The sequence below is a fragment of the Bizionia hallyeonensis genome (assembly GCF_042657385.1).
Taxonomy (GTDB): domain Bacteria; phylum Bacteroidota; class Bacteroidia; order Flavobacteriales; family Flavobacteriaceae; genus Algorimicrobium; species Algorimicrobium hallyeonense.
Genome location: NZ_JBHSLA010000003.1, coordinates 164,165 through 183,121, shown reverse-complemented (window position 1 = coordinate 183,121; position 18,957 = coordinate 164,165). Strand labels below are relative to the sequence as shown.

The window sequence follows — 18,957 nt, the reverse complement described above, 5'->3', positions numbered from 1 at the left end:
TTTATTTTTTTATTGGCATTGCGAGGCGTGTCAAAAGAGCAATCCGGCAAATGCCGAACATTCACGAACACCACTATTTTAAATTAATATGCCGTGAGTAACCCTCCTTCATTCTGCCAAAATTTACAACGCACAGCGCAACGTCTAACTACAATCGCGCATCCGACTGCGAATCCGGCAATAACGATTTCACATCAAATATAACACCATTCACACCTTTCAAAGCCATGACATCAAGCGCTAAAAATTCGTTATGCGAAACGGCTAATACAATCCCGTCATAATTGGTCTGTAAGTCTTGAGCTTCACAAATTAAAGGCAGTTGATATTCATGATCCACCTCTTCCGCAGAAGCCCAAGGATCAAATACATCCACGTTTACATGGTAGGTTTCAAACTCGCGTATAATATCAATTACGCGTGAGTTTCGGATATCCGGGCAATTCTCCTTAAAGGTAATACCTAATACAAGCACGCGAGAGCCTTTAATAGTCGCGCCCTTTTTAATCATCATTTTAACCGTTTCGGTCGCTACATAACCACCCATGCTGTCGTTCATTTTTCGGCCTGCCAATATAATTTCCGGGTTATATCCACTTTCAATAGCCTTTTGCGCCAAATAATAGGGATCTACGCCAATACAATGCCCACCAACCAAACCAGGGGTGAATTTTATAAAGTTCCATTTGGTACCGGCAGCCTCTAATACCGCTTTGGTATCAATGTCTAATAAGCGGAAGATTTTTGACAACTCATTCACAAAGGCAATATTAATATCACGCTGAGAGTTTTCAATAACCTTGGCGGCTTCAGCCACTTTAATCGAAGGGGCTTTATGGGTACCTGCCGTAATAATCGAGCGGTATAAATCATCAACTACAGTAGCTATTTCGGGTGTAGAACCGGAAGTGACTTTCAATATTTTCGTTACCGTATGGGTTTTATCTCCCGGATTAATGCGTTCCGGAGAATAACCGGCATAGAAATCTTCATTAAAGGTCAGTCCAGAAACAGAAGCCAAAATAGGCACACAAATATCTTCGGTAACTCCAGGATAAACAGTCGATTCATAAATAACAATATCCCCTTTTTTTAAAACCTTCCCAATGCTTTCACTCGCCTTAATCAGCGGGGTAAAAACAGGCTTATTTAAGGCGTCTGTAGGCGTTGGTACGGTAATAATATAGATATTAGAATCTGCCATAGCATCTACAGAATCGGTAATATACAAACCCGTTTCTCCCAAAGTATGTGTTAATACAGCTTGGAGTTCCGATTCGGTAACTTCTAATGTACGATCGGTACCATGTTGCAATTCCTGCACGCGTTTACTGTAAATATCAAAGCCTGTTACGGCATATTTCTTGGCAAACTCAACAGCCAATGGCAAACCCACATAACCCAATCCCACAATAGTAATTTGATGTTTCTTCATTGATTTATTCTTTAATTAACTCTGTAACGCTTCTCCTAATCAAACTTTTGCAACGCTGCCTCTTTGTAACGCTGTAACTCTGAAACTCTGCAACTCTGCTACTCTGCATCTCTCACCTCACATCTCACCTCACATCTCTCACCTCTAACCACTCACCTCACATCTCTCACCTCTAACCACTCACCTCACATCTCTCACCTCACATCTCACATCTCTCACCTCTAACCACTCACCTCACATCTCTCACCTCTAACCACTCACCTCACATCTCTCACCTCTAACCACTCACCTCACATCTCACCTCACACCTCACACCTCACATCTCTCACCTCTAACCACTCACCTCACATCTCTCACCTCACATCTCTCACCTCTAACCGCTTACCCCACATCTCTCTCACCGCTCACCGCATCATATCCGCTTTAAAAACTGTTTTATTTTACCAATAATGCCTTTTTTATCATCTTCATGATAAGCATTCCCATAAACACCATAGCCGTAACCATAGCCATAACCGTAGCCATAACCGTAATTATGATTGGTTTTATGCTTATAGAAGTTCAAGACAAAATTGATATTCTTTATTTCACCACCCCGATATTTGGCATTAATCAATTGGAGCATACCTTTTTTAGTATAATCCAAACGCACCATAAAAATAGAGGTATCAGCATATTTTACCAATTCCAAAGCATCGGTAACCAATCCTAGAGGAGGCGTATCAAGTATAATAATATCGTAAGTCTGACGGAGTTCAGCAATCAGTGTTTCCATATTCCCGCTCATCAATAACTCCGAAGGGTTTGGAGGGATAGGACCTGCAGGAACCACATCTAAATTTTCAATATGGGTGCAATTAACAACCGAAGCAAAATCCGATTCGCCAATAAAGTAATTCACCATCCCCGTATCATTAGTCAAATTAAAATCGTCAAATATTTTAGGCTTACGTAAATCCAACCCTAACAGAATGGTTTTCTTCCCACTCAAAGCGTAAACCGTAGCTATGTTTATAGAACAAAAGGTCTTTCCTTCCCCACTCACTGAAGAAGTAATCATAATGGTCCGACCACCTTCTCTGGGGTTTTTATTGAGAATAAATTGCAAACTAGACCGAATAGACCGAAAGGATTCGGCAACAGCCGATTTAGGCTTTTCAAATACCACCAAATTATTATGGTAGCGGTACTTACCAATTAATCCCAAAATAGGAATTTTAGACAGGCGCTCCACCTCATCAGACCCATGAATGGTATGATCCAATAAAAAGATGACGAATATGAGAAACATCGGAATAAAGAATCCCAGCATCAAGCCCATCATATAGTTCAAGGATTTATTAGGACCTATAAGTCCCCCACCTATATCCTTGGCTTCATCTACAATACTAATATCCGATATATTGGCGGCCTTTACAATAGCAGCCTCACTCCGCTTATCCATATATAAATTATAGGCTTCCTGACTAATATCCAACTTACGCTGAATCTTTAAAAATTCTTGTTGATCTTCTGGCAAACCACTTAATTTAGCCTCCAAATTAGCAATATTAGTATTCAGACTATTCATCAGAATCCGAATCGTACTTTTAGTAGCATTTATCGTTTCTAAAAGCACATTCTTTTCAGCATCTATCTGCCGGTCCAAATCTTTAAATATAGTCGAACTCTCACGCGTGGTATACTCATAGCCCTGACGTTCAATGGCCAACGCCGTTATTTTAGCAACACTACTTTGAATATTACTTTCTTCAATCCCCACAGAGGATGGCGCCGCAATACTCGTATAGTCCGTTTTTGTTTGAAGATACTTCTCTAAAGCGTCTAAATAATTGAGCTTTGTATTTTCCGCCTCCTTTTGAATCTCAAATTCTTTAAGTTTACTCGAAATATCCGCCATTTCTGTGGATACATCAAACACCTTATTCTGCTTTCTAAAGGCATTCATTTCATCACCAAAGTCTTTTAAATTGGTGTTAACGGCGTTCAAACTACTATCTATAAACTTTATCGTATTGGTGGCATACAGGTTTTTGCGTTCCAACTCCGTTTCACTTAAAATAACGGCGGTGGTATTTAGGTAATCTACAATTTTAGACTTATTAGTTCCAGCTAAACTCAAACGCAGGACAGAAGCTGAAGCATTACTAAATGGACTCACATTAATTCCCCTCTGATACCCATTAACAACCCCATCAAAATTACTAAACTGCATAAAAAATTCCTGTCCAGCTTTAATGACACGGTCATGACGCAAAGTTACAACACCATGAAAAAAGGGTAAATTAACAACCTCCCCCAAGGCAAATTCCTGTTGAAATGGCCCTATAGGCAAAGAAACAGCTAATCGTTCTTTAGTGTCATAACGCTGTCCTGAACCCGACTCCGATTCAAACGCTGTAAACACTTCAAAAGTAGATGGGGATAAAAACCGAATCCCAATAAAGTGACCTAACAATTGTGGTTGAGACAAATCAGGAGTAAACACAAAAGGCGCTTGTTTATAAATATCTATTTTACGGTACTTGCCTTCCCTAAAATAGTTCATATAAGACTTTAACGAATCAACAACCTTTTCATTATGCGTTCGCGTTTGTAAGGTGGTAATGGTTTTACCCATTTTCCCTGAAACACCACCCCAATTAAAAGAAATACTAGTATTGGCAGTAAAAAAAGGGTTCTGATCGTTTTCTACAGAGATAAGCGATTCAAGCTTATAAATATTCTGCTTGCGCACATTGATAAAGTAGGCAATAATTAAAGCCACACCAATACAAGCAAGCACAAACTTCCATAAATTTAAAACTTTAAATAAGTACCCCTTGAAGTCGAAGTTAATACTCCCACCGTCGCCTGAATCCATGTCTTCATAATCGTAATCTGCCATAATTTAGAGCCTGTCTATAAGTAAAATAGTAGTTGTTATAAATGATACTACGGATACGACTGTCGCAAAAGTTTGCAAGCCGGTTACACCGGTTCCCCAAGACTTTTGTTTCAACGGCTTCACATAAATAATATCATTCATTTGGATATAATAGTACGGCGAATCCATGACGCTAACATCTAGTAAATTCAAATGATGTATTTTCTGCCCTTGCGGGTACTGCCTAATAATAGTCACATTCTTGCGGTCTCCGGTAACCAAAACATCCCCAGCATTGGCTAACGCTTCAAAAATATTAACTCGAGGCTGATACAAGGTTTGTGTACCGGTACTCCCCACTTCGCCAGTAACCGTAAAGCGTAAACCAGTTAACTTTACAGTCACAAAGATATTAGAGGTTTCCTTAAGTTCCTCTTCTAGCAACTTCGTCTCCAACATGGTTTCTATTTCTTCTGTGGTATAACCTAACACATTCACTTCCCCCAAAATAGGAATCCGAATATTTCCGTGTAAATCCACCGTAAACCCATCAAAAAAGGCACGTTCGTCTCCAGACGCGTTTAAATCCCGCTCGCCCGTTGGGTTAAACATTTGAATATTCCGTTGATCCATCGCTTTGACACGAATATTAAGGATATCGTTAATTTGTACACGATAGGGTTTTTGTTTTTCAATAATAACTTGCGTCGAATCGGTGGCAGCTTCTTTATTTTGCAAGTAAACCAACTCTTTATTGGGTATACAAGACACAGATAGCAAGGCGATTAAACCAAGTATAATAACATATAAATGCTTCATGTTGAGGGTGCAAGTTTCTTCACAAATATAGCTTTTCAGTAGGAATATCAAAACTTATCGTATAAATTTTGAATTATTTACGTTCTTTGCAAAAAAATAGACGTTGAACTACCTGACTGTTGAAAATATATCGAAATCCTATGGCGAATTAACGCTATTCGAAAACCTGTCCTTTAGCATCCATAAAGATCAGAAAATTGCCTTTGTGGCTAAAAATGGAACGGGGAAGACCTCTATTTTAAATATGCTATCTGGAAAGGACACAGCCGATTCGGGCCAAATCATCTACCGAAAAGACATTACGGTTGCCGTCCTGTCGCAAGACCCCGAACTCAATCAGGACCTTACGGTGGAAGAAGCCATTTTTGATACCTCCAACCCCATTTTAGAGGTTATTAAGGATTACGAGAAAGCTTTAGAAAATCCAGATGATGCCGAAGCCTACCAAAAAGCCTTCGAGCTAATGGATAGCCATCAGGCTTGGGATTTTGAAACCCAGTACAAGCTTATTTTATCCCAATTAAAACTAGATAATCTCAATCAGAAAGTGAGTGCCTTATCGGGGGGCCAGAAAAAACGCTTGGCATTGGCCAACGCCTTACTTAAAAAACCAGACTTATTAATTTTAGATGAGCCTACCAACCATTTGGATTTAGAAATGATTGAGTGGCTAGAAGATTTCTTTGCCAAAGAGCAAATTACACTCTTCATGGTAACACACGACCGGTATTTTCTAGAGCGTGTGTGTAATGAAATCATTGAATTAGACCATGGGCAATTACACACCTATAAAGGTAACTATTCCTACTATCTAGAGAAGCGCGAAGCACGGATTGAAAATGAAGCGACTGAAACAGGAAAAGCCAAGCAACTCTTTAAAAAAGAATTGGATTGGATGCGCAAGCAACCCAAAGCACGTACCACAAAATCCAAATCGCGGATAGACGATTTTCACGATATTAAACACCGTGCCAATCAAAGACGTCAAGACCATCAAATCCAGTTAGAATTGAATATGGAACGCCTTGGCAGCAAGATATTAGAGCTCCATAAAGTCAGTAAAAGTTTTAAAGACAAAACCATTCTAGACAACTTTGAATACACCTTTAAAAAAGGGGAACGCATTGGCATTATTGGTAAGAATGGAACAGGAAAATCCACCTTTTTAAATATCATCACCCAATCACAACAACCAGACTCTGGTAAAGTGGTTATTGGTGAAACCGTAAAATTCGGCTATTATACCCAAGCAGGTATTAACATCAAACCCAACCAAAAGGTAATTGATGTGATTAAAGAATACGGCGAGTATATTCCCCTTAAAAAAGGAAGTCAAATTAGTGCAGGTCAATTGCTGGAACGCTTTTTATTCAGTCGAAAAAAGCAATATGACTTTGTAGAGAAATTAAGTGGTGGTGAACGTAAACGATTGTATTTATGTACCGTATTGATTCAGAATCCAAACTTTTTAATTCTGGATGAGCCAACAAACGACCTAGATATTGTAACCCTAAATGTTCTTGAAAGCTTTCTTTTAGATTTCCCAGGCTGTTTAATGGTGGTGTCTCACGACCGGTATTTTATGGATAAAATTGTCGATCACTTATTAGTATTTCGCGGCGAAGGGCTTGTAGAAGATTTCCCGGGGAATTACTCCGATTTCAGAACGTATGAGGACAGCCAAGAACCCGAATCTAAAGAGGATGACAAGAAGGAAAAGAAAAATTGGAAGAAAGATAATAACATCAAATTAACCTATAACGAACAAAAGGAATACAAGAACCTTGAAAGTAAAATAAGCAGGCTAGAACATGATAAGCAGGCCATGGAAAAGGAATTCCTAAACCCAGACTTAACACCCGATGAAATCAATACCTTATCTGAAAAACTACAAAAGATTCTAGATGAGATTGATGAAAAAGAAATGCGCTGGTTTGAGTTAAGTTCAAAGCTAGAGGAATAATGTCATTGCAAGGAGGTGGTCTGTTGTCATTCGGAGGGAAGTATGACCGAAGAATCTCATCAAAGAACGATGTCATTGCGTGAAGCGAAGAAGGAGCGACGCGGCAATCTCTTTATCATTCATCCTAAACCTCAAGTTATCTCAAACCTTAAGCAGTCTTTTACAAAAAAAATGTTCTGTTGTCATTCAGAGGGAAGTATGACCGAAGAATCTCATCAAAGAACGATGTCATTGCGTGAAGCGAAGAAGGAGCGACTCGGCAATCTCTTTATCATTCATCCTAAACCTCAAGTTATCTCAAACCCTAAGCAGTCTTTACAAGGAGGTGTTCTGTTGTCATTCAGAGAGAAGTATGACCGAAGAATCTCATCAAAGAACGATGTCATTGCGAGAAGTGACGAAGGAGCGACGCGGCAATCTCTTTATCATTCATCCTAAACCTCAAGTTACCTCAAACCCTAAGCAGTCTTTACAAGGAGGTGGTCTGTTGTCATTCAGAGGGAAGTATGACCGAAGAATCTCATCAAAGAACGATGTCATTGCGAGAAGTGACGAAGGAGCGACGCGGCAATCTCTTTATCATTCATCCTAAACCTCAAGTTATCTCAAACCCTAAGCAGTCTTTACAAGGAGGTGTTCTGTTGTCATTCAGAGAGAAGTATGACCGAAGAATCTCATCAAAGAACGATGTCATTGCGAGAAGTGACGAAGGAGCGACGCGGCAATCTCTTTATCATTCATCCTAAACCTCAAGTTATCTCAAACCCTAAGCAGTCTTTACAAGGAGGTGGTCTGTTGTCATTAAGAGGAAGTATGACCGAAGAATCTCATCAAAGAACGATGTCATTGCGAGAAGTGACGAAGGAGCGACGCGGCAATCTCTTTATCATTCATCCTAAACCTCAAGTTATCTCAAACCCTAAGCTGTCTTTACAAGGAGGTGGTCTGTTGTCATTCAGAGGGAAGTATTACCGAAGAATTTCATCAAATAAAAGAAATTTATTTATAGCTTTGAAAACTGCAACTGAACACTGAATACGAAACCGTGTACCAACAAAAAAAATATATACCGTTCCTTTTAAAATCAACCAACCAACACGGCGTCCACTCTCCTTTTGTATATGATTTAATCACGAAATGCTTCTACGATAAAACAGAATACCCAGCTTATCAGGAATTAAAAAGGTATAGAAAGCAAGTATTAGGAAGTCCAGAAACCATCAATCTAACGGACTTAGGATCAGGCTCCAAAAAAACAACTAACAAGCAAAGACGCATTGCTGAAATAGCCAAAACATCTGGGACACCGTTAAAGCGCGCTAAATTATGGTATCGCTTAACGAGCTATTTTCAACCCAAACATATTTTAGAATTAGGCACATCATTAGGCATTGCAACCCACGCCATGCATTTGGGGTGTCCACAAGCAAAAATCACAACTATTGAAGGTTGCCCAAATTGTTCCAAGTTTGCACAATCGGCATTAGCCAATTATAAAAACATCCAATTCTTAACAGGTAATTTCAGCCAACATCTCAATACCAGAACCCAACAGGCTTGGGATCTGATCTTTTTTGATGGCAACCATACCAAAGAAGCCACCATAGCATATTTTGAAACCCTCCTCCCATCAGTCCACAACGACACCATTTTTATTTTTGATGATATTTATTGGTCGGAAGGCATGACCCAAGCTTGGGAAATCATCAAACAACACCCGCAAGTAACCGTTACCATCGACACCTTTTTCTGGGGCTTTGTATTTTTCCGTAAAGAACAAGGCAAGGAACACTTCACCATCCGGATTTAAAAAATGCTGTCATTGCGAGCCTGCCTGTCATTAGGCAGGAAGTGACACAGGAACAACGCGACAAATGCAAAGCATTCACGAATACCAATTTTATTTAAAATAATACGATGTGAGCAATCTCATCAATAGTAGGGCTACTTTCCAAAAAGCCATCAACTATTTAATCCATTTTAAAATTACTCCGCGTATCTCTGTGAAAATTCTCCCTGCAACTCCCTGAAATAATCAACGAATCTTACCACACCAAGTCGTGTTAATCCGTGAAAATCGTGTCTTAATATGTCGCAATGCACAATCACCGTACTAAAATGGGTTCAGAACTACACAACTCAACAACAAATACTTCAACAACTTTGCGTCTTTGCGACTTCGCGAGAGAAACCTGAACACAACTCCAAACTCAACAACAAACAACTCCACAACTTCCCATCTCCACGTCTCCGCGAGAAAAAATAACCAACCCATAATTTTGTCCAATCCTACAGAACCAGTAACTTTACGTATCAAAAAAATACTATGAAAATTTACACCAAAACAGGCGATAAAGGTACAACCGCATTATTCGGTGGTACCCGTGTTCCCAAGCACCATATCCGTATAGACAGCTACGGAACCGTTGATGAATTAAACTCGCATTTAGGACTCATTCGCGATCAAGACATCGACACCCATTATAAAGAAATGCTCATGCATATTCAAGATCGCCTCTTCACCGTAGGCGCTATTTTAGCTACCGATCCCGAAAAAGCCATATTAAAAAATGGAAAGGAACGTTTAAATATTCCTAAAATTTCCGAAGAAAATATTGAACGCCTCGAACAAGAAATTGACAATATGAATACGGCCTTACCACCTATGACACATTTTGTATTACCGGGCGGTCATCAAACCGTGTCAATCTGTCACATAGCACGTTGTGTATGCCGTCGTGCGGAACGTTTAGCATCTGCTTTAAACGATTTCGACCCAATAGACCCCTTGGCATTAACCTATTTAAATCGCCTATCTGACTATCTTTTTGTGTTGGCACGAAAGTTGTCCTCTGACTTAAACGCAGATGAAGTGAAGTGGATTCCTGAAAAACAGTAACCATCTCAAAATAACACAGCATAAACCTGTAAGTGGTTTAAAACAAACCATTAAAGGCACGTTCTTATAAATAAAGTGTAATTAATTGATTTTTTTCTTGTGTATTTAAACTAAAAATTTATTTTTGCAAAAATTAAAACACATTACAAATGTATTGGACATTAGAATTAGCATCCTATTTAAGTGATGCGCCTTGGCCAGCGACGAAAGACGAACTTATTGACTATTCAATTAGAACGGGAGCGCCATTAGAAGTTGTTGAAAACTTACAATCTATTGAAGATGAAGGGGACTCCTATGAGTCTATTCAAGAAATCTGGCCGGATTATCCAACAGACGAAGATTACCTCTGGAATGAGGATGAATATTAATACTATTAAAATTTAAAAAGTCTCGCCTAGAGGCTTTTTTTATGTTTTAATACGTAAATAACCGAACAAAAAAACGTTTTTTTGTATTTCAAAAAAGCAAACACATATTTAATATTAGTATGCAGTACTAATACAACCTAAACACCTAACAAATGAGTTTTTTAGATTCAGTCCTTAAGGTATTTGTTGGCGATAAGTCGAAACAAGACGTTAAAGCCATCATGCCTATAGTTGAAAAAATTAAAACATACGAAGCGGCTCTAGAGCAATTATCTCACGATGATTTACGGGCTAAAACAGCTTACTTTAAAGAAAAAATAGCCGAAGCTAGAAAGCCGCTGAATTCAGAAATTGAAGACCTTCTTAAAAAAGCCAACGAAACAGAGGATATTGATCAACGGGAAGATATCTATTTAGAAATTGACAAAATTAAAGACACCATTTATACGGTTACGGAAGATGTATTAAACGAGATCCTTCCAGAAGCCTTTGCTGTAGTTAAAGAAACAGCAAAACGTTTTGTTCATAATACAACCATTCCGGTTACTGCCAATACCTTCGATCGTGAAATTTCCGGTGAAAAGGATTATGTAACACTAGAAGATAATCAAGCCGTTTGGGCAAATTCTTGGGATGCTGCCGGGAAACCAATTACTTGGGACATGATTCATTATGATGTCCAATTAATAGGTGGTATTGCTATGCACCAAGGAAAAATTGCCGAAATGCATACAGGTGAAGGTAAAACATTAGTAGCTACACTGCCGGTGTATTTAAATGCACTTGCTGGCAGAGGTGTGCATTTAGTAACAGTAAATGATTACCTAGCCAAACGTGATAGCGCGTGGATGGCACCAATATTTGAATTCCACGGCATGCGTGTGGACTGTATTGATTACCACCAACCCAATTCTGCGGCTCGTAAAAAAGCCTATTTAGCAGATATTACCTACGGAACAAATAACGAATTTGGTTTCGATTATTTACGGGATAATATGGCGCACGCACCAGACGATTTAGTGCAACGCCCACACCATTACGCCATTGTAGATGAGGTGGATTCAGTTTTAATTGACGATGCTAGAACACCATTAATTATTTCAGGACCTATTCCACAAGGTGATCGTCATGAATTTACAGAATTAAAGCCAAAAGTAGATAGCATCGTTTCGGTACAACGTAAGTACCTAGTTGGTGTTTTAGCAGAAGCTAAAAAATTAATTGCAGAAGGTGATACCAAAGAAGGTGGTTTTCAATTGTTACGTGCCTACAGAGGTATTCCTAAAAACAAAGCATTAATTAAGTTTTTAAGTGAAGAAGGGATCAAACAATTACTTCAAAAAACAGAAAACTATTACATGCAAGACAATAACCGCGAAATGCCAAAAATTGACGCGGAATTGTACTACGTTATTGAAGAAAAAAACAATCAAATTGAATTAACCGACAAGGGAATTGAATTCCTATCGGGTGAAGATGACCCGAATTTCTTCGTCATGCCGGAAATAGGTATTGAAATTTCTAAAATTGAAAATCAAAACTTATCATCGGAAGAGGAAGCCAATTTAAAAGAAGATTTATTTAGAGATTACGGCATTAAGTCAGAACGTATTCACACCTTAAACCAATTACTAAAAGCATATGCCTTGTTTGAAAAAGACAACCAATATGTGGTAATGGACAATAAGGTGATGATTGTAGATGAGCAAACGGGTCGTATCATGGATGGGCGTCGTTATTCTGACGGTTTACACCAAGCCATTGAAGCTAAAGAAAATGTAAAAATTGAAGATGCTACCCAAACATTTGCAACAGTAACCCTTCAAAATTATTTCAGAATGTATCGTAAACTGTCCGGTATGACGGGTACCGCTGTTACCGAAGCAGGTGAATTCTGGGAAATATATAAATTAGATGTGGTTGAAATTCCAACCAACAGACCAATTGCTCGTGATGACCGTGAGGATTTAGTGTATAAAACCAAACGTGAAAAATACAACGCGGTTATTGATGAAGTTACCAAGCTCTCGCAAGCGGGTCGTCCAGTGCTTATTGGTACAACCAATGTAGAAATTAGTGAGTTGTTAGGTAAAATGCTTTCTATTAGAAAAGTACCTCACAATGTATTAAACGCGAAACTTCATAAAAAAGAAGCCGATATTGTTGCCGAAGCTGGTCAACCAGGTCAAGTTACAATTGCAACCAACATGGCTGGTCGTGGTACGGATATTAAATTGTCTGATGCGGTTAAAAAAGCAGGTGGTTTAGCCATTGTAGGTACGGAACGTCACGATTCACGTCGTGTGGACCGCCAGTTACGTGGTCGTGCAGGTCGTCAAGGAGATCCAGGAAGCTCGCAATTTTATGTGTCATTAGAAGATAACTTAATGCGTCTTTTTGGTAGTGAACGTATTGCTAAAATGATGGATAGAATGGGATTGGAAGAAGGCGAAGTGATTCAGCACTCTATGATTTCAAAATCCATTGAGCGTGCACAGAAAAAAGTAGAGGAAAATAACTTCGGTGTTCGTAAGCGTTTATTAGAATATGATGATGTGATGAACTCTCAACGTGAAGTAGTTTACAAACGTCGTCACCACGCCTTACATGGTGAGCGTTTGCGCGTGGATTTAGCCAACATGATTTATGATACCTCTGAAAGTATTGCAGAAACGAATAAAGCAGCTAACGACTATAAGAATCTGGAGTTTGAACTGATTAGGTACTTCTCCATGAGTTCGCCTGTTACGGAAGCAGAATTTGGAAAATTAAGCGTCCAAGATTTAGCGGGTAAAATTTATAAAGCGGCTTTTGAACATTACCGTTCTAAAATGGAACGCAATGCTGAATTAGCATTCCCGGTTATTAAAAATGTATACGAAACACAACGCGATAAATTTAAGCGCATTGTGGTGCCATTTACCGATGGTGTTAAAACGATTCAAGTAGTTACCGATCTTGAAAAAGCATACGAAACCAATGGTAAGCAATTAATCAATGACTTTGAGAAAAACATCACATTAGCCATTGTTGACGATTCGTGGAAAACGCATTTACGTAAAATGGATGAGTTAAAACAATCCGTTCAATTAGCGGTACATGAGCAAAAAGATCCGTTGCTAATTTACAAGTTTGAAGCATTTGAGTTATTCAAAGGCATGATTGACAAAGTAAATAAAGATGTTATTTCATTTTTATTTAAAGGTGAATTACCACAAGAAACTACCGATGCTATTCAAGAAGCACGTCAATCTGCTAAAAAAGAAAATCTTCAAACTCAAAAAGAAGAAATTCAAAATTTAGATGAACGTTCTGCTCAAAATAGATCGGCAGGAAACACACAGCGTCAACCGGAAGTGGTAGAAACAATTGTTCGCGATAGTCCAAAAATTGGACGTAATGACAAGGTCACTATCAAACACGTAATGAGTGGTGAAAATAAAACAGTAAAATTCAAACAAGCTGAACCACTTATTGCCAAAGGCGATTGGGTATTAGTGAATGATTAAGAACTGATTACATCATATTTATAAGAAAAATCCGAAGGAACCCTTCGGATTTTTTTGTTTCAGGTACTTATAACGAAGATTTAAATAGGTTCAACGAAAAATAAAGCATTATAGCTAAAAACTAAAGCCTTATAACTATTTTTACAGTGGTATCTCCTGATTAATTTTTTTTCGATTAATAGCACGTAAACGAAAAAAATATTATGATGTCTCTTATTTATTTAAACAAAACAGTTCGATTTGTTGCACTAACAATCGTAGTTAGCATAACGTTTTGCTGTTTTAATGGCTATTCTCAAACTATCAGTTTCGGCTCCACGGGCTTAATCAATGAAGGTGTTTTAAACCCAACTTCATTAGATTTTGGCCCGGATAATCGCTTATATGTCTCCCAACAAAACGGACTTATCTGGGCTTATACCATAGAGCGCGATAATGCCAGCGCAGGAAATGGACAATACACTGTAATTGCTAGCGAAGAAATTACTAAAATCCGTACAGGCATCCCAAACCATAACGATTTAGGTGTTTTTAATCCAAGTCAACAACGTTTAGTCACTGGTATTCTTGCTTCGGGGACAGCTCAAAATCCAATCTTATATGTAACCTCATCAGATTATTTATTAGGTGGTGGTTCAGGTGGAAATGATAGCAATTTAGATACCAATTCTAGTATGATTTCCAAGCTTGAGAAAATTAATGGTGTTTGGGAAAAAACCGATTTGGTAAGAGGTTTACCGCGCTGTGAAGAAAATCATGCTATAAATGGTTTAGACATGTTTGAAAAAGATGGCGAGACCTTCTTATTAGTGGCTCAAGGTGGTCAGACCAATAAAGGTGCACCTAGTAATAATTTTGCAGGAACCCCAGAGTTTTTCTTATCAGCTTCTATCCTTATCGTAAATCTAACACAATTGGAAGGCATGACGGTTTATACAGACCCAAGAACCAATACCGAATACGTGTATGATTTACCAACCTTAAACGATCCCACCCGAATAGATATAGACAACACGCATCCGGATTTCCCCTATCCCGCTGGACACCCCATGCATGATGCTTTTATTGATTTAGGTGATCCATTTGGAGGCAACAACAGTTTAAATCAGGCCTTCCCAGAAGTGGGAGGCCCGGTTCAAATATTCTCACCTGGCTATAGAAATGCATACGATATTCTCGTTACAGAAAATAATAGAATTTACACCTCAGACAATGGGCCTAATGCCCTTTGGGGAGGCGTTCCAAGAATTTATGATATAGCTACAGATACCTATTTAGGTGATGAAAGTACCATTACCTATGACTCCAACATTCATTATATAACAAACGAAATGAATGAGAGTGGTAGTGAGTTTTCAAAAGACCCCCTACATTTTATTGGAACTATAAATGATCCGAATGGCACATATTACGGGGGACACCCAAATCCTATTCGCGCATTTCCATCCCGTGCGAATGTAATTGCCTATGAAAAAATAAGTGGCTCATGGGTAGCAACCAACACCTATTTGGTTGGCGATTTATTAGTGGGTGCAGAAGGCTATTTTAACTCGTCCTTTTCAATTGCAAATTTCCCAGATTACCCCGAACAGGGCGAATACCTCATGGATGAACCCGTAAGCAGCCCTAAAAATAATATTTTAGATTTTAAAGCGGCTTCCACCAATGGAATTGTAGAATATACAGCTTCTAATTTTGGCGGTGCCATGCAAGGAAATATTTTAACAGCCTCCTTTAATGGCGATATTAATCGGTATATATTAAACGCGGCTGGCGATATGGTTTTAGAACAAGAAGTGCCTTTTAATGGTTTTGGAAGTATTCCTTTAGATGTTATTGCTTTAGGTGATAATTCCATTTTCCCGGGTACGGTTTGGGCCGTAACCTATGGTGCCAACAGCATAACCGTTTTTGAACCTTCTGATTTAATTTGCCTGCAACCTGGCGATGTAGGTTATGATCCCTTAGCGGATAATGATGGTGATGGTTATACCAATCAAGATGAAATAGATAATGGCACTAATATTTGTTCGCAAAGTAGTAAGCCGAAAGATAATGACAACGATAGTATTTCCGATTTAAATGATCCAGATGATGATAATGATGGCATTCTAGATGTCAATGACGCCTTTGCTTTAGATGCCAATAATGGAACCACCACAAACCTACCTGTAGATTATCCCTTTTGGAATAACGATCCGGGAACAGGTTTATTTGGCTTGGGTTTTACAGGTCTCATGTTAGACCCTTCTGGCACGACAGACTATCTCGATCAATTTAATGAACAAGAAATGTCCTTTGGTGGTGCTGCCGGAAAAGCAACTGTTGATGCCGTTACTGGAGGGGATGCGTTGGAAGGTGTAAACAATCAAGATTACGGCTTTCAGTTTGGAATAAACGTGGATAGTAATTCCAACCCCTTTACGGTTCACGCCAAAGTAGAATCGCCTTATTTTGGTTCCAATGGGAGCCAGAATGACCCTGTTGACTTTCAATCCTACGGTATGCAAATAGGTACAGGTGATCAAGATAACTATCTGAAATTTGTGTTTATGAATGGATCGCTAAATAATGATGCGCTTCATGGGTTACAACTCCTGATAGAATCCAATGGGGTAGTTACATTAAATACGACTTATGATATACCTGATATTATAAATTCAGGATCAGTAGATTTATATATTTCTGTAGATCCTGCAACGGGATTAGCACAGCCCTTCTACTCCACTAATAATGGGGAAACTTTAAGTTTATTAGGATCAGCTATTTTGTTACCAAGTGATTTTTTAGACCCGTTAGATGCTAAAGGAATGGCGGTTGGTATTATTTCTACCTCCCGATCGACTACAACCCCAAACCCATTTACAGCAACTTGGGATTTTATTGAAGCTTACGAAAACCAAAATGGGGTCGTGTCTATAAACCCAACGAATTTAGATTTTGGATTAACACCGGTTAACAACTCCCAACGCAGCAAATACATTGTTTTAAATAATGAAGGTGGACCAACCGATGATGTGATTAGCGTAACAGCTCTAAATTTTGTTGGAACCAATGCAGCTTCGTTTTCTTCAGATATAGCCCTACCTTTTAATATCAATCCTGGTTCTTCCGTAAAAATTCCAATCGATTTTATTTCCGATAATATCGTGGGGGTTAAAACCGCCAATATGGAAGTGATTCATTCCGGTGTTAACACGGCTGTTTCTATGACTTTAACAGGAGAATTAACAGACATTTACACGCCTTTAGTACGTATTAATGCTGGCGGCCCGCTGGTTTTAGCAACTGATGGCGGTCCAGATTGGGAGGATAATACGACTTCAACTGGCGATTCGTATACGGTTTCTTCTGGCTCCCCTTATTCTTCAACCGAAGTATTTTACGAAAATCGTGACGCATCCATTCCGAGTTATATAGACGCTAGTACCTATTACGATGTTATGCATATTCAACGAAGTATTAGCGATCCGGCCTATCCTATGATTTTTTCCATTGCCGTACCTAATGGGGATTATATAGTAAACCTGTATTTTGCAAACCTATACAATGGTACTTCCAATCCTGGCGAACGTGTTTTTAGTGTGAATATAGAAGATGAACGGCTTTTAGATGATTTCGATATTTCTGCGGAATTTGGTCATCGCCAAGCTGGACTTGTTCAAAATAATATAACGGTCACCGATGGCGTTTTAGAAATTCGTTTTTTCGAAAATATAGAAAACCCCCTAATTAATGGAATAGAAATTTTAGGTATTGCCTATCCGGAATTAGAATTGCAACCCATAGCAGATAGAACCAGCTGTGAACTAGAAATATCTGATTTTCAAGCCGAAGGTTCCGGCGGGAATCCATTAGACAACTTAACATATGCCATCTCCGGACATCCTGCAGGCACGGACATTGAACCTACCAACGGTTTAATTTTTGGTGTCATTGATGAAACCGCTGTATCCGGTGGACCCAACAATGATGGTGTGTATAACGTAACGGTTACCTTAAGTAAACCCGGTAGTCTAGATGTTGAGCAAAATTTTACTTGGACTATTTTAGATGATACAGAACCCCCAATCATTATATGCCCAGATAATCTTGTAGAAATTCTAGCTAGTGGTATAACCGAAGCTACCGTATTGATTGCAGAACCTACCGCAACTGATAATTGTGCCAATACCATCACCTACACCGGTGTTCGGTCTGATGCGCTGTTATTAACCGATCCGTATCCTTTAGGAGATACCGTTATTTCGTGGACAGCAACGGATGCGTCTAATAATGTATCCTTAAGTTGTGACCAAACAATATCCATTTTGGAACCTATTTTAATTTCTGCAAAAGCCTATTTACAAGGTGCTGCATTAACGCCTAATTTTGGTGAAGAAACCCTCATGCGTGACGATTTGAGAGTTGCTAATCTCATTCCAACAACGAGTCCGTATGCTGATGGATTAGTTTGTGAACCTTCCGTATTTTTAATAACAGGTAATAATGCTATTGTTGATTGGATGTGGATTGAAATTCGAGATGCTAATACAAACACTTTAATTGTTGATGCCAAATCTGGACTCCTACAACGTGATGGGGATATTGTAGATGTTGATGGTATTTCACCCATAAATTTCCAACAAATATCAGCTGATTATTTTATTTCTGTAAACCATAGGAATCATTTAGGGATTATGAGTGCAACCGCAATAACGCTTTCCAATGTAACCTCTGTCGTCAATTTTACCGATGGCAGCATTACTACTTTTGGAGTAGAAGCTCAAACAAGTTTCGGAATGCCTACAGGTATTTTAGGCATGTATGGAGGCGATATTAATGGAAATAATCAAACGCGTTATTTAGGCCCTAGTAATGATTCGGCTAGTTTAAAAACAATTGTTTCAAATGCCGCTGGCAACGCGACCAATAGCAACTATTTCCCGTATACAGCATATAACACAGGTGATATTAACTTGGATGGTATTGTACGCTATTCAGGACCTGGGAATGATAAAGGTCTATTAAAAAATATTATTACAAATCACATAAATAATCCGGCATCAAATTATTATCCAATTTTAGAACAAATGCCAAATTAATTAAATACAAA

General features: G+C 38.7%; 11 protein-coding genes. 8 read left to right on the top strand and 3 right to left on the bottom strand.

Going from position 1 to position 18,957, the window contains the following annotated elements; all coding sequences use genetic code 11:
• Positions 1–148: 148 nt before the first annotated feature.
• The 3 genes from ACFPH8_RS08920 to ACFPH8_RS08910 all read right to left on the bottom strand — a co-directional run bounded on the left by ACFPH8_RS08920 (position 149) and on the right by ACFPH8_RS08910 (position 5,120).
• A complete protein-coding gene (locus ACFPH8_RS08920) occupies positions 149–1,435 on the bottom strand; it encodes a nucleotide sugar dehydrogenase (RefSeq protein ID WP_376860273.1) in 1,287 nt (428 codons plus the stop codon).
• Between the two features lie 412 nt (positions 1,436–1,847).
• Positions 1,848–4,322, bottom strand: a complete 2,475-nt coding sequence (locus ACFPH8_RS08915; RefSeq protein ID WP_376860271.1) for a GumC family protein — start codon at positions 4,320–4,322, stop codon at positions 1,848–1,850.
• Positions 4,323–4,325: 3 nt separating this feature from the next.
• Complete coding sequence (locus ACFPH8_RS08910) at positions 4,326–5,120, bottom strand: polysaccharide biosynthesis/export family protein (RefSeq protein WP_376860269.1); 795 nt, start codon at positions 5,118–5,120, stop codon at positions 4,326–4,328.
• A gap of 103 nt (positions 5,121–5,223) precedes the next feature.
• Between ACFPH8_RS08910 and ACFPH8_RS08905 the strand changes: the two genes are divergently transcribed.
• From ACFPH8_RS08905 to ACFPH8_RS08870, 8 genes are all read left to right on the top strand, one after another.
• Positions 5,224–7,083: an ABC-F family ATP-binding cassette domain-containing protein gene (locus ACFPH8_RS08905; protein WP_376860267.1), complete on the top strand. Its 1,860-nt coding sequence runs from the start codon at positions 5,224–5,226 to the stop codon at positions 7,081–7,083.
• 42 nt (positions 7,084–7,125) lie between these two features.
• The gene (locus tag ACFPH8_RS08900; protein ID WP_376860265.1) at positions 7,126–7,521 is read left to right on the top strand and encodes a hypothetical protein; all 396 of its coding nucleotides are present in this window, start codon (positions 7,126–7,128) and stop codon (positions 7,519–7,521) included.
• Positions 7,522–7,743: 222 nt separating this feature from the next.
• Positions 7,744–8,118 carry a hypothetical protein gene (locus tag ACFPH8_RS08895; protein WP_376860263.1) on the top strand — a complete coding sequence of 125 codons (375 nt, stop codon included), beginning with the start codon at positions 7,744–7,746 and terminating at the stop codon, positions 8,116–8,118.
• Positions 8,119–8,128: 10 nt separating this feature from the next.
• Entirely contained in the window at positions 8,129–8,893 is a 765-nt protein-coding gene (locus tag ACFPH8_RS08890) for an O-methyltransferase (protein WP_376860261.1), read from the top strand.
• A gap of 516 nt (positions 8,894–9,409) precedes the next feature.
• Complete coding sequence (locus tag ACFPH8_RS08885) at positions 9,410–9,982, top strand: cob(I)yrinic acid a,c-diamide adenosyltransferase (RefSeq protein ID WP_376860259.1); 573 nt, start codon at positions 9,410–9,412, stop codon at positions 9,980–9,982.
• A gap of 149 nt (positions 9,983–10,131) precedes the next feature.
• Entirely contained in the window at positions 10,132–10,353 is a 222-nt protein-coding gene (locus tag ACFPH8_RS08880) for a DUF2795 domain-containing protein (RefSeq protein ID WP_008637498.1), read from the top strand.
• A gap of 152 nt (positions 10,354–10,505) precedes the next feature.
• Positions 10,506–13,862: a preprotein translocase subunit SecA gene (gene secA / locus ACFPH8_RS08875; protein WP_376860256.1), complete on the top strand. Its 3,357-nt coding sequence runs from the start codon at positions 10,506–10,508 to the stop codon at positions 13,860–13,862.
• A 203-nt stretch (positions 13,863–14,065) separates the two neighbouring features.
• A complete protein-coding gene (locus tag ACFPH8_RS08870; RefSeq protein ID WP_376860254.1) occupies positions 14,066–18,946 on the top strand; it encodes a malectin domain-containing carbohydrate-binding protein in 4,881 nt (1,626 codons plus the stop codon).
• Positions 18,947–18,957 lie beyond the last annotated feature (11 nt).